Annotated in this window: 12 protein-coding genes; 9 read left to right on the plus strand and 3 right to left on the minus strand. The window is 70.8% G+C overall.

Annotation, left to right across the window (positions count from 1 at the left end; all coding sequences use genetic code 11):
- Positions 1–65 precede the first annotated feature (65 nt).
- The 5 genes from ACFQ58_RS02300 to ACFQ58_RS02320 all read left to right on the plus strand — a co-directional run bounded on the left by ACFQ58_RS02300 (position 66) and on the right by ACFQ58_RS02320 (position 5,095).
- A complete protein-coding gene (locus ACFQ58_RS02300) occupies positions 66–875 on the plus strand; it encodes a phosphatase PAP2 family protein (RefSeq protein ID WP_376949115.1) in 810 nt (269 codons plus the stop codon).
- Positions 865–1,671, plus strand: a complete 807-nt coding sequence (locus tag ACFQ58_RS02305) for a phosphatase PAP2 family protein (RefSeq protein ID WP_376949117.1) — start codon at positions 865–867, stop codon at positions 1,669–1,671. Before ACFQ58_RS02300 ends, ACFQ58_RS02305 begins: the two co-directional genes overlap by 11 nt.
- A gap of 46 nt (positions 1,672–1,717) precedes the next feature.
- Entirely contained in the window at positions 1,718–3,484 is a 1,767-nt protein-coding gene (locus ACFQ58_RS02310) for a SulP family inorganic anion transporter (protein ID WP_376949119.1), read from the plus strand.
- Positions 3,485–3,584: 100 nt separating this feature from the next.
- A complete protein-coding gene (locus ACFQ58_RS02315; protein ID WP_376949122.1) occupies positions 3,585–3,773 on the plus strand; it encodes a hypothetical protein in 189 nt (62 codons plus the stop codon).
- The gene (locus tag ACFQ58_RS02320) at positions 3,773–5,095 is read left to right on the plus strand and encodes an APC family permease (protein ID WP_376949125.1); all 1,323 of its coding nucleotides are present in this window, start codon (positions 3,773–3,775) and stop codon (positions 5,093–5,095) included. The genes ACFQ58_RS02315 and ACFQ58_RS02320 overlap by 1 nt, the downstream gene beginning before the upstream one ends.
- On the opposite strand, the gene ACFQ58_RS02325 is transcribed toward ACFQ58_RS02320, so the two are convergent.
- From ACFQ58_RS02325 to ACFQ58_RS02335, 3 genes are read right to left on the minus strand one after another with little or no spacing between them, the layout of a single operon-like run.
- On the minus strand, positions 5,077–6,426 hold the full coding sequence (locus ACFQ58_RS02325; RefSeq protein ID WP_376949127.1) for a dipeptidase: 1,350 nt from the start codon (positions 6,424–6,426) through the stop codon (positions 5,077–5,079). The genes ACFQ58_RS02320 and ACFQ58_RS02325 overlap by 19 nt on opposite strands.
- Positions 6,423–6,872, minus strand: a complete 450-nt coding sequence (locus tag ACFQ58_RS02330; RefSeq protein ID WP_376949129.1) for a hypothetical protein — start codon at positions 6,870–6,872, stop codon at positions 6,423–6,425. The genes ACFQ58_RS02325 and ACFQ58_RS02330 overlap by 4 nt, the downstream gene beginning before the upstream one ends.
- A complete protein-coding gene (locus ACFQ58_RS02335) occupies positions 6,869–8,245 on the minus strand; it encodes an APC family permease (protein ID WP_376949131.1) in 1,377 nt (458 codons plus the stop codon). Before ACFQ58_RS02335 ends, ACFQ58_RS02330 begins: the two co-directional genes overlap by 4 nt.
- Positions 8,246–8,573: 328 nt before the next feature.
- Here ACFQ58_RS02335 and ACFQ58_RS02340 point away from each other — a divergent pair, with 328 nt between their 5' ends.
- The 4 genes from ACFQ58_RS02340 to ACFQ58_RS02355 all read left to right on the plus strand — a co-directional run bounded on the left by ACFQ58_RS02340 (position 8,574) and on the right by ACFQ58_RS02355 (position 12,242).
- Positions 8,574–8,957, plus strand: coding sequence for an SHOCT domain-containing protein (locus ACFQ58_RS02340; RefSeq protein ID WP_376949133.1), 384 nt, complete (start codon positions 8,574–8,576; stop codon positions 8,955–8,957).
- 51 nt (positions 8,958–9,008) lie between these two features.
- Positions 9,009–9,656, plus strand: coding sequence for an RNA polymerase sigma factor (locus ACFQ58_RS02345; protein ID WP_376949135.1), 648 nt, complete (start codon positions 9,009–9,011; stop codon positions 9,654–9,656).
- The gene (locus tag ACFQ58_RS02350; protein ID WP_376949137.1) at positions 9,631–10,458 is read left to right on the plus strand and encodes a hypothetical protein; all 828 of its coding nucleotides are present in this window, start codon (positions 9,631–9,633) and stop codon (positions 10,456–10,458) included. Before ACFQ58_RS02345 ends, ACFQ58_RS02350 begins: the two co-directional genes overlap by 26 nt.
- 113 nt (positions 10,459–10,571) lie before the next feature.
- Positions 10,572–12,242 (plus strand): ABC1 kinase family protein, encoded by a 1,671-nt coding sequence (locus tag ACFQ58_RS02355; RefSeq protein WP_376949139.1) that lies wholly within the window; start codon positions 10,572–10,574, stop codon positions 12,240–12,242.
- The last annotated feature ends 4 nt before the right edge of the window (positions 12,243–12,246 follow it).

A 12,246-nucleotide genomic window follows, 5' to 3' on the forward strand; every position in this document is an offset into this window, starting at 1 on the left:
ATGTCGCGCGCCATACTGTGGGGAATCCGGGCCTGCACCGGGACGAGCCACAGGAGGAGCACGCGGTGACCGACTCCACCGACACCGACACGACGGCCGACGAGAAGCCCGGCCGGTTCCACCGCTTCCGCGAGCGGTTCCTGGTCGAGGAGCGGGTCCTCTCGGCCGCCGCGAAGCGGAACCTGTTCATCACGGGCGCGGCGCTCATCGTGGTCGGCCTGGTGGGCTTCTTCGTGGTGCTCGACTCGATCACCGAGTCCGACGACCTGTCGTACATCGACGCCCCGGTCGAGGGATGGCTCGAATCCGGTCGCGACGGCTGGCTCACGACGCTCATGATCGTCCTGTCGATCGTCTTCGGCCCGATCGCGATGCCGATCATCATCCTCGTGACGACGGTCGCATGGGGCATCCTTGCGAAGCACGCGTGGCGTCCCCTTCTGCTCGCCGGCGGCATGATCCTCGGCGTGATCGTGGTGCAGCTCCTCGCGCCGATCATCGCCCGCGACCGGCCCCCGGCCGACGAGATGATGATCGGCTACGACCCGACCTCCTCGTTCCCCTCGGGCCACGTCATGGGAGTCGCGGACTTCCTCTTCATCGGCACCTACCTCGTGTTCTCACGACACCGGCGGCCCGTCATCACGACCCTGGCTTTCGCCGTGGCCGCGTTCGTCGTGCTGCTCACGGCCGCGTGCCGCATCTACCTCGGGTACCACTGGGCCACCGATGCGGTCGGCTCGATCATGCTCTCGCTCGTGGTGCTCGGGATCGTGATCATCGTCGACACCTGGCGGACCGTCCGGGTCGGCTCACCCGAGGAAGTGGCAGAGTCCGACCGGCGTTCGGAGGCCTGGGGTCGAAATGAGCGATGACCGGCGCGACCTGGAACCCGAGCCGACGTCCGTCGAGCCCGAGCAGGAGCCGGAGCCCCGCGAGCACCCGACCGCGGCCGACGAGGCGGGCCGGGCCAACCCATCCAGCCACGCCCCGGCGCCCGTTCGCATCAGCCGCCGCCCGTGGATCGCGGCGGGCGTGTTCGCCCTCGTCGCGGTCGCCCTCGTCGGCGCCGTCATCGTCGTCGACCGCGCCCGCGAGTCGTTCGAGTTCGAGTCGGGCCTGATGGCGGTGCTCGCCGAGAGCCGGACGCCGTGGCTGACCGCCCCCGCACTGGTCCTCGACCGGGTGGGCAGCGGACTGCTCTCGGGACTGATCGTGCCGGCGCTGATCATCGCGGGGCTGCTGGTGTGGCGGCGCCCGTGGGCTGCGGGGTTCTTCCTCGTCGCGCTGCTCGCCAGCAGCGGCCTCACGCGCCTGGTCAAGGTGCTCGTGGGGCGCGTCCGCCCCGAGGACATCCTCGTCCACCCCGACTTCGGCTCGTTCCCGTCGGGCCACAGCTCCAATGCCGCGGTGATCGCGATGGCGCTCGGCCTCATCTTCATGCGGACGTGGGTGTGGGTCGTCGGCGCCGTGTACACGCTGCTCATGATGCTGAGCCGCATGTACCTCGGCGCGCACTGGCTCTCGGACACGGTCGCGGGGCTGCTGATCGGCGCGGGCGCCGCCCTCATCGTGTGGGCGCCGTTCGCGTACCGCCTCTATCGCGAGAACCGGCTGGCGCATCCGCCGATCTGGCGGAAGGTCGAGCCGGAGCGCGCGCCAACGGCGTGATCCCCGCGGCTGCGCCATCCGCCATGATGGAGCCCTGGGGGCCGAGATGAGCGCGATGGGCGAGCGGATGCGGCGGCTGCTGCCGGGCGTCGACACCGCACTGCACTACCGCCGCGAGTGGCTGCTGCGAGACGTGCGCGCCGGCGTCGTCGTGACGGCGCTGCTCATCCCGGCCGGCATGGGCTACGCCCAGGTCGCGGGCCTGCCCCCCGAGACCGGCCTCTACGCGACGATCGTGCCACTGCTCGCCTACGCGATCATCGGGCCCTCGCGCATCCTGGTGCTCGGGCCCGACTCGGCGCTCGCCCCGATCATCGCGGCCGCGATCCTGCCGCTGGCCATGGGCGACGACGACCGGGCCGTCGCGCTCGCGGGCCTGCTCGCGATCATGGTGGGCGCCATCCTGCTGCTCGGCGGCATCCTGCGCCTCGGGTTCGTCACCGACCTGCTGTCCAAGCCCATCCGCGTCGGGTACCTCAACGCGGTCGCGCTCATCGTCATCATCTCCCAGGTGCCGACGCTGCTCGGCTTCTCGACCGACGCCGACACGCCGTTCACCGAGGTCGTGGCGATCGGGCAGGGCATCGCCGAGGGCGAGGTCCGACTGCTGCCGCTCGCCTTCGGGCTCGGCTCGCTCGCGGTCATCGTCGGGCTCACGGTCGTGAAGTCGCGAGTGCCCGGCGTGCTCGTCGCGGTGGTCGCCGCGATCGTGCTCACGGCCGTGCTCGGCGTGTCCCACGACCTGCCGGTGGTGGGCGCGCTGCCGCAGGGGCTGCCTGCGCCGGCGCTCGGTGGCCTGCAGTGGGCGGATGTCGCGGCGCTCGCCCTGCCCGCGGCCGGCATCGCCCTCGTCGCGTTCACCGACTCGGCGGTGCTCTCGCGCACGCTGGCGGCGCGACGCGGCGAGACCGTGAGCGGCAGCCGCGAGATGGCGGCGATCGGCGGGTCGAACCTCGCGAGCGGGCTGTTCGGCGGGTTCCCCATCTCGGCGTCGTCGTCGCGCACCCCGGTGGCCGAGCAGGCCGGCTCGAAGTCGCAGCTGACGGGCGTCGTCGGTGCCGTGCTCATCCTGCTCTTCATGCTGCTCACCCCGTGGCTGACCGACCTGCTGCCCTCCGCGACGCTCGCGGCCGTCGTGATCGCCGCGGCGTCGCGGCTCATCGACGTGAAGGGCTTCGTGCGCCTGGTCCGGATGGATCGCATCGACGCGCTGCTCTCGGCTGCCGCGTTCGTCGGTGTGTTCGCGTTCGGCGTGCTCGGGGGCATCGCCGTCACCATCGGGCTCTCGCTGCTCGCCTTCGTGATCCAGGCGTGGAGGCCCTATCGCGCGGAACTCGGACGCGTGACCGGCAAGCGCGGTTACCACGACCTCTCGCGGAACCCCGAGGGGGAGCGGATCCCGGGCGTGGTCATCCTGCGCTTCGACGCGCCGCTCTTCTTCGCCAACGGCGGCATCTTCGAGGACTTCGTGCGCGCCCGCGTCGAGGCGGCCGGGTCCGACGTGCACACCGTCATCCTCGCAGCCGAGCCCATCACCGACATCGACACCACCGCGGTGGACGAGCTCGTCGATGTCGACGACTGGCTCGCCAAGCGCGGCATCCGCCTCATCATCGCCGAGATGAAGGACCCGGTCGTCGACGTGCTGCGCGACTACGGCCTGACCGGCCGCTTCACGCCCGATCGTTTCGCACCGACCGTGGGCGCGGCGGTCGACGACGTCACGGGCACGCTGCGCCAGGACCTCGAGGGCACGAAGTGGGACCAGGACGACGACGCGGCCGACGGCGGCGAGGCCGCGCCGAGGCGCTGAGCCGCGCCATCCGCTCGCCCGTCGGGGATCGAGCGAGCCGGGTCCTTCGGCCCGCGGTTCCGCGACGGCCCGGCGTACCGTCGAGCGCGGGAGGTGCGACATGTCGGACCGGGGTTCGAACGCGGGACTGGCCGGGGGCGGGGCGATCTACGGCCTCGGGATCTTCGGCGCGTGGGTGTACTTCTGGACGCAGGCCGACGCGTTCTGGGAGTACGTGTGGGCGATCTTCCAGGGTCTGTTCTGGCCGGCGTTCATGGTCTACGAGCTGTTCGAGGCGCTCGGGAGCTGATGGCGACGCAGCGCCCGTCGAACGGTCGAGCCGGCCCGCCGGCCGGGCCGAGGCGGATGACGGTGCTGCAGGCGACGTTCATCGGCGTGGGCTCGATGGTGGGCGCCGGCATCTTCGCGCTGCTCGGCTCCGCCGGCGCGGTCGCCGGTGCGGCTGTCTGGCTGTCCTTCCTGATCGCCGGCCTCATCGCGGCGCTGCAGGGGTACTCGTTCGCGAAGCTGGGTTCGACCTACCCGTCCGGCGGCGGCATCCTCACCTACCTCTCGAAGGGCTTCGGCGAGGGCCACGTCACCGCGATCGGGGCGTGGCTGTTCTACACCGCGGGGTCGATCGTCACCGCGATGGTCGCGGCATCGTTCGGCGGATACACGAGCGAGGCGTTCGCCGGCGACAGTCCGGCCTGGGCGACGGTCTTCTCGGTGCTGCTCGTCGTCGTGATGACCGGTCTCAACGCCGTCGGGTCGCAGGCGGTCGCGCGCGTGCAGTCGGTGATCGTGAAGGTCGTGCTGGCAATCCTCTCGGTGTTCGCCGTGGTCACCATCGCCAACGCGGACTGGGGCCTGTTGAGCTTCTCCGGATACCCCGGCCTGCAGCAGATCATCGCGAGCGTCGCACTGACGTTCTTCGCCTTCCTCGGATTCGGCGTGGTGACGTTCACCGCTCGGGACCTGCCCGACCCGAGGCGCCAGCTCCCGCGTGCGCTCTACCTGGCGGTCGGTATCGCCACGGCGATCTACGTCGCCGTGTCCCTCGGCGTCTTCGGGACGCTCACGGCCGAACAGGTGGTCGAGTACGGCGAGACCGCGATCGCCGAGGCGGCCAAGCCCGTGCTGGGCGACTTCGGCTTCACGCTCATCGTCGTCACGGCCATCTTCTCAACCATGGGCGCGGTGAACGCCGGCCTCTACCCGTCGATCGGGATGACGCAGCACCTCGCTTCGATCGGCCTGTTCCCGACCGTCTTCTCACGCTCGGCCGGGCGCGTGCCCGTCGGCCTCCTGGTGATGGCCGGGCTGACGATCATCCAGCTGTTCCTGCTCGACCTCAACGCGATCGCCTCGCTCGGCAGCGCTGTCGCGCTCATCGTCTTCTCGGCCGTCACCATCGCGCACTTCCGGGTCCGTCGCGAGACCGGTGCGAACCTCCCCGTGCTCATCGTCGCCCTGGCCACGACCGTCGTCACGTTCGTGGTCTTCTGCACCACCACGCTGGTCCAGCAGCCCCGCACCGCGATCGCGCTGGTGCTCATCATCGCCCTCGCCGCGGTGCTCGATCTCGCGTGGACCGGGGTTCGGGCCCGGCGTCAGCGGGCGTCGGCGTAGGAGCGCAGGAACAGCGCCTCGGCGACGGCGAGCCGCTCGATCTCGGTGGGATCGACGCTCTCGTTGGGCGCGTGGATGAGCGCGAGCGGCTCCTCCACGCCCATCAGGATGATCTCGGCGTCGGGGTAGGTGTCGGCGAACACGTTGCACAGCGGGATCGACCCGCCCTGGCCGAGTGTGGTCATCTCGACGCCGTAGGCCTCCTTCATGGCGGCCGCCATCGCACGGTACGCGGGACCGTCGACACGGGCCGCGAACGGAGCGCCCACGGCCTCGGTCTCGACCTCCACCTCGACGCCCCACGGCGCCTCGCCGCGCAGGTGCGCCTCGAGCGCGTCGCGCGCCGCCTCCGGGTCGATACCGGGCGGCACGCGGAGGTTGAGGCGCGCCGCCGCGCGCGGCACGATGGCCGCGGCCGACCCCACGACCGGCGGGCAGTCGATGCCGAGCACCGTGACGGCCGGCTGAGCCCAGAGCTCGTCGGCGACACTGTCGTCGCCGAGCAGCGACACGCCGTCGAGCACCCCGGCGTCGGCGCGGAACTGGTCGGCGTCATACGGTTCCCCATGCCACTTCTGGGTCGCGTCGAGGCCGTCGATGGCCGTGTTGCCGTCCTCGTCGCGCAGCGACGCGAGCATCTCGATGAGCGCAGCGAGCGCGTCGGGCGCGGGGCCGCCGAACATGCCCGAGTGGATCGCGGAGTTCAGCGCCGCGACCCGTACGACGACGTTCGCCAGCCCGCGGAGCGTGACGGTGGCGGCCGGCTTGCCGACGGCGGCATTGCCGGTGTCGCACACCAGGATCGTGTCGGCCCGGAGCACGTCGGGGTTCGCCTCGACGTATCGCTCGAGCCCACCCGTGCCCTGCTCCTCGGATCCCTCGACGACGAGCTTGAGGTTGACCGGGATGTCGTCGCCGAGCGCACGCAGGGCGAGCAGGTGCATCAGGATGTTGCCCTTGCAGTCCGCGGCGCCACGGCCGTACCAGCGTCCGCCGACCTCGGTCAGCTCGAACGGCGGCGTGCGCCACGCGGCATCGTCGAGCGGCGGCTGGACGTCGTAGTGCGCGTAGAGGAGCACGGTGGGTGCGTCCGGCCGGTTCGCGGCGCGGGAGCCGACGACGGCCTTGCTGCCGTCGGGCGTCACCTCGAGGCGGGCGTCCGTGAAGCCCAGGCTCGCGAACCGGTCGCGCACCCACTCGGCGGTTCGCTCGCACCCCTCGGGCGGGAACTGCCGCGGGTCCGCGACCGACTTGAGGGAGACGAGCTCAGTCAGTTCCTGTTTCGCGGCAGGCATCATCGCCGCGATGCGATCGCGGATCTCAGCGGTCACGAGCCGTTCCCGTCGGACAGCTGCAGGTCGTCCACGAACTGCTGGAACTCCTCGAGCTCGTCGGGGCAGTACGTCTCGATGATCAGCAGCTGCCCCTGCAGGAGGCGGCTCTCGGCGATGACCGGCCGCTGGCCGGGGCCAGCGGCCCCGTTCGTCAGTCGCTCGAACAGCACCGCGCGAGACAGGGCGTCGTTCGGGTTCGCGCACACCCCGCCGCCGTCCTCGCCGAGGACACCTGCGATCTGCTGCGGTGACAGGGAGATGTCGATGCCGTTCTCCTCGGCCAGGGCGATGAACTCCTCGGCCTTGTCGGTCGCCTGAGCGGCCTGGCGTGCCGACAGGAACGTGATGACGGCGATGACGGCCAGGATCACGAGCACGACGACGGTGATGATGTAGATGATCGAGCGCTCGCGCTGCGGTTGCTGCTCCGTCTCGGTGCTCATGACTCCGCCACCTCCGTCTCGGTCTCGGTCGATGGGTCGGGCTGCTTCCACGACGGCTTGCGGAACCGGTAGAAGAGGAAGGGCACGAGCAGGCCGAGTCCGAGCGCTCCGCCCGCGACGATCACGAGGTAGATCCACAGGTCGCCGCTGGCGAACTGCGACGGCGGGATGAACCCGACCAGCAGTGCGGCGAGCGAGGCGACGAACCCGACCACGCACAGCGTCACGAGGAGCGGAGCACGGTAGCCGCGCGGGTGATCCGGATGCGTGCGACGCAGTCGCGCCGCCGCGACGAACATCAGCAGGTACATGATCAGGTACACCTGCGTCGTGATGACCGAGAAGATCCAGTACGCGCTCGACACGTTCGGGATGAGGGCGTAGCCGAGGGCGATGACCGTGGTGATCAGCCCCTGCACCACGAGCAGGTTCTGCTGGACGCCGTGCTTGTTCAGCTTCTGAAGGAACGGCGGGAGGTAGCCCTCCTGCCGCGAGATGAGCAGCAGGCCCTTGGACGGTCCGGCGAGCCAGGTGAGCATGCCGCCGAGGGACGCCGTGACGAGCATGATGCCGAAGATGGGCGTCAGCCACTGCCAGTCGAACGCTGCGAACACGGCGTCGAACGCCTGCATCACGCCGGCGGTGAGCGAGAGCTGTTCCGCGGGGACGATCCAGCTGATCGCGAGCGCCGGCAGGATGAAGATCAGCAGCACGAGGCCCATCGCGAGGAAGATCGCCTTTGGGAACTCCTTGCCGGGATTGCGGAGCGATCCGACGTGCACCGCGTTCATCTCCATGCCGCTGTACGACAGGAAGTTGTTGACGATGAGCACGAGGCTCGCGAGGCCCGCCCACTGCGGCAGGAGGTTCGCCGCCGTCATCGGGGCCGCCGACTCGTTGCCCTGGCCGAGGAACACGGCGCCGAGGATCACGAGCACCGCGCCCGGGATCAGGGTGCCGATGATGAGGCCGCCGCTGGCCAGGCCGGCAATGCCCTTCGTGCCACGCGAGGTCAGGAAGACGCCCGACCAGTAGCAGACCATGATGACGAGCGCGGTCCAGACGCCGTTGGACGCGAGGTTCGGGTTGATGACGTACGCGAGCGTGCTCGCGACGAACCCGAGCAGGCTCGGGTAGTAGAAGATCGTCATCGCGAACTGGCACCAGACGGCGAGGAAGCCCATCGGCTTGGAGATGCCGGTCGCGACCCAGTTGTAGACGCCGCCCTTCCAGCCCGACGCGAGCTCGGCCGACACCAGCGAGGTCGGCAGCAGGAACACGATCGCGGGCACGAGGTACAGGAAGATGCACGCCAGCCCGTAGACGGCCATCGTCGGCGCGGGCCTGAGGCTCGCGACCGAGCTGGTCGTCATGAGCGCCAAGGCGATCCACGAGATCCACATCGACTTCGGGACCGCCGCGGCTCGAGGAGCGGTGGCATCGCGCCGCCGGGGGGCCGTGGCATCCGCCGCGCTCACGGCCTGATCACCTTCACGCGGGCGCCTGCTCGCATGGCGAGGTAGGGCGCGCACGAGGACACGTACGTCATGACGATCTCCCCCTTCGGACCGAACATCCGTCGATGGGCTCACGGTAACGATGCGGCGCGGAGGTGCTTCGGGACCAAAGTACCGTCGGCGCGCCATCCGCCGGCCCTAGCGTGACGGATGACACCCGCAGGTGCGGGGGAGGGAGCGCGCCGTGGACCTCTGGAGCTGGATCTGGTTCTACTTCTGGATGTTCGCCTACGTGGCCTACATCCTCGTGCTGATCTACATCATCATCGACATCTTCCGCGACCATCAGCTCAACGGATGGCTCAAGGCGCTGTGGCTCATCCTGCTGGTGTTCCTGCCGTGGATCACGGGCCTGGTCTACCTCATCGTGCGCGGCAAGGGCATGGCCGAGCGGTCCGCCCGCAAGCAGGTCGAGTACCAGGAGTACAGCCAGGAGGAGCTGCGGAAGATCTCGTTCGCCAGCCCGACCGAGGAGATCTCCAAGGCCCAGGCGCTGCGCGACCAGGGCGTCATCACCGACGGCGAGTTCGAGGCGATCAAGGCGAAGGCGCTCGGCTCGAAGTTCTGACCCGGTCGGCGGTCCTGCCGCGCGGCATCGGGCTGCCCTACACTCGGGCGGGTGACCGATCCCGACGGTGCGCTCGCGCACCCATCGCTCCCGACGGAGCGAGTGGGTCGTGCCCGCCGGGTGATCGGCCCCGATCAGTTCGAGACGGTTCTGCTCGCCGCGCAGGCCGGCGCGCGCTGGGCCTCGACCAACCTCTGGAACGAGTACGCGCCGGCGGTCGCGGCGTTCCTCCGGGCGCGCGGCTCGCGCGAACCCGACGACCTGACGAGCGAGGTGTTCCTCGCGGTGTTCGATCGCCTCGACGGGTTCTCCGGCGGCGAGGCCGAGTTCCGTGCCTTCGTGTTCACCATCGCCTACCGCCGTCTCACCGACGAGCTTCGGCGCCGGTCCCGCCGGGGCGAGCATGAGGAGTGGCAGCAGGAACTCGACGGCCGCCGGTCGCCGAGCGCCGAGCACGAGGCGCTCTCCCGACTGTCGGATGACGCGACCCGCGCGTTGCTCGACGGGCTCTCGCCCGACCAGCGCGACGTGATGGTGCTGCGCATCATCGCCGACCTCACGGTCGAGCAGGTCGCCGAGGTGCTCGGCAAGCGCCCCGGAGCGGTGAAGGCGCTGCAGCGGCGTGCCCTCGAGACCTTGCGGAAGAGAATCGCGCGAGGGCGTACCCCTCTGGGTGCCCGCGTCGATGGCAGGGAATGAGATGAACAACCGGATCACCGACGACGAGGCCGCGGCGCTGTTTCGCGGGCGTACCCCCCACGCCCGCGAGGAGCTCTCCCCCCTTGCCGCGACGTTCGCCGAGTTCCGGGCTTCCTCATTCGGGACGCCACCGCGGCCGAGCGCCGCGGTGGCGTCCCGCCTCGACCTCGAGCGCGTGCCATCCGGAGCGAACCCGCGCCACGCAGGCGTCTCGGCCGCACAGGTTCCGCTGGCGGCCCGCGTGGCTGCGGGGGCGGCGTCGAGCCGCGGCGCGGGACTCGGCTTGGCAGCCCGGATCGCGATCGGCTCGGCCGTCGTCGTCGCGCTCGGCCTGACGGGCGCAGGCGCCGCCGGCGCAGCGGGCGTGCTGCCCGCCCCGGCGCAGGAGGTCTTCGAGCAGGTGACCCATGCGGATCCCGCCCCGTCGGTCGTCGGCGAAGCGGGTGTCGACGACAGCGGGTCCGCACCCGAGAACGTCGCCACGTCCGGCGCCGACCATACGGCCGACGATTCCGGCGCGACATCCGGCGGGCATGACACCAACGAAGATGAATCCTCGCCCGGGTCTGGTGGATCGTCGGGCGATCAGAGCCCCCGCGCCGACGAGGACTCCGACGAAGATGCGGGCGGGAACGCGCCGCAGGGTTCCGGCACGGCGACCGGCAAGGGTGCGGGCGTGCCGGCCGGCCGGCAGGACGCCGGGCCTCCCCCCGGCCATGGCGCGGGGGAGGATCAGGACCAGACTGGCGACGACTCGGACGACGACGAGCAGGGCGATGCCAAGGACGTGGCCGGCGACTGACGCCGGTACCGCGCGGGGCCCTCGCCGATCACGGCGGGGGCTCCTTTCGGTTGGCGGGGCGCGCGTGGCGTAGCCTCGGACGGGGGTGCATCGATGACCGACAGGCTGGGCGCATGACGAACGGCCAGGCCGAGACCCGACACACCGCGCGCTATCGCGAGATCGCGACCGTGCTGCGCCGTCACAGCTTCGGATTCCTCGCCGGCCTGATCGGCGCCGGCCGGCGCAACCCGTTCCGGCGAGGCGATGCCGCATCCGCACCGGCCGCCGACACGTCGCCCGTCCACGTGCGTCGAGCCCTCGAGGAGCTCGGCCCCACCTTTATCAAGTTCGGCCAATTGCTCTCCACGCGACCAGATCTCGTGCCGCCCGCGCTCGCCGACGAGCTCGCGAAGCTGCAGGATGCCGCGCCGCCCGTTCCGACGGAGCAGATCCGGTCGGTCATCCGCAGCGAGCTCGGCTCCGAGCCCGAGGAGCTGTTCGCGACCTTCGACGACGAGCCGATGGCGTCCGCGTCGATCGGGCAGGCGCACACGGCCACCCTGCACGACGGCACGCCCGTCGTGGTCAAGGTCCGACGGCCCGGCGCCGTCGCGCAGGTGCAGGAGGACCTCGAGATCCTGCGCAACCTCGCACTGCGCGCGAGCCGGGCGTGGAGCCTCGCCCGTGAGTACGACGCCCCGGGCATCGCGGACGAGTTCGCCCAGACGCTGCAGGCCGAACTCGACTACCTGCAGGAGGGTCGGAACGCGGAGCGGTTCGCCGCGGACTTCGAGGACGACGCCGAGGTCCGGATCCCGCGTGTCTACTGGGACTACACCACCTCGCGCGTGCTCACGCTCGAGCGCATGTGGGGGATGAACGTCGGCGACACGGCCGCGCTCGACACGGCCGGCGTCGACCGCAAGCACGTCGCGCGCAAGGGCGCCGAGATCGTGCTGAAGATGACGTTCGAGGACCGCTTCTTCCACGCCGACCTGCACCCCGGCAACCTCTTCATCCACGACGACGGCACGATCGCGCTGATCGACTTCGGGATGGTCGGGGAGATCGGCGAGGACCTGCGCGGCCAGCTCAGCGCGCTGTTCGTCTCGCTCGTGCGCGGCGACGCCGAGCTGCTCGCGAGCGCACTGGTGAACATGTCGCCGGGATCCGGGGGAGTCGACCGCGACCTCCTGCGCGATGACCTCGCCGTGTTCCTGTCGCGGTACCGGCTTCGCTCGCTGCGCGAGACGCCGTTCGCGCGGATGATGGCCGAGCTCTTCGCCATCCTGCGGCAGCACCGCCTTCGGCTGCCGCGCGAGATGGCGCTGCTGTTCAAGGCGCTGCTCCTCATCGAGGGGCTCGCGCGCCGGCTCGATCCCGACTTCCGGCTCGGCGAGGCGCTCGAGCCGTACGCCCAGCGGCTCGCTCGCGAACGCGTCAGCGCATCCGTGCTCGCCCAGCGCATCGCCCGGGCCTCCGCCGACCTCGGTGAGCTCATGCTCGAGGCGCCCGGCGTGTTGCGCCGCCTGGTCGACCACGCCGACGGCGACGGCCTGCAGGTGCACCTGCGCGCGGCCGAGCTCGAACCACTCATGGGTCGCGCGGAGCGCATCGGCAACCGTCTGGTCGCCGGGATGATCAGCGCCGCCTTCATCAGCGGCATCGGCGGCCTCGTGTCGAGCGACCGGCGGTGGCGTTCGTGGGAGAACGTGATGGTGGGGACGGGCCTGGGGATGATCGGGACGCTCGGCGCATACCTCGCGGTGACCGCCCGACGCCGCGGCCGACGCCGCCGGTGATACC

It is taken from the genome of Agromyces sp. NPDC056523, assembly GCF_042794545.1.
In the GTDB taxonomy this organism is placed as follows: Bacteria; Actinomycetota; Actinomycetes; order Actinomycetales; family Microbacteriaceae; genus Agromyces.

Excerpts from the sequence above, each read along its gene's own strand:
- ACFQ58_RS02335 (WP_376949131.1), bottom strand. The coding sequence starts at position 8,245 with ATGACGACCAGCTCGGTCGCGAGCCTCAGGCCCGCGCCGACGATGGCC.
- ACFQ58_RS02310 (WP_376949119.1), top strand. The coding sequence starts at position 1,718 with ATGAGCGCGATGGGCGAGCGGATGCGGCGGCTGCTGCCGGGCGTCGAC.
- ACFQ58_RS02315 (WP_376949122.1), top strand. The coding sequence starts at position 3,585 with ATGTCGGACCGGGGTTCGAACGCGGGACTGGCCGGGGGCGGGGCGATC.
- ACFQ58_RS02320 (WP_376949125.1), top strand. The coding sequence starts at position 3,773 with ATGGCGACGCAGCGCCCGTCGAACGGTCGAGCCGGCCCGCCGGCCGGG.
- ACFQ58_RS02330 (WP_376949129.1), bottom strand. The coding sequence starts at position 6,872 with ATGAGCACCGAGACGGAGCAGCAACCGCAGCGCGAGCGCTCGATCATC.
- ACFQ58_RS02305 (WP_376949117.1), top strand. The coding sequence starts at position 865 with ATGAGCGATGACCGGCGCGACCTGGAACCCGAGCCGACGTCCGTCGAG.
- ACFQ58_RS02355 (WP_376949139.1), top strand. The coding sequence starts at position 10,572 with ATGACGAACGGCCAGGCCGAGACCCGACACACCGCGCGCTATCGCGAG.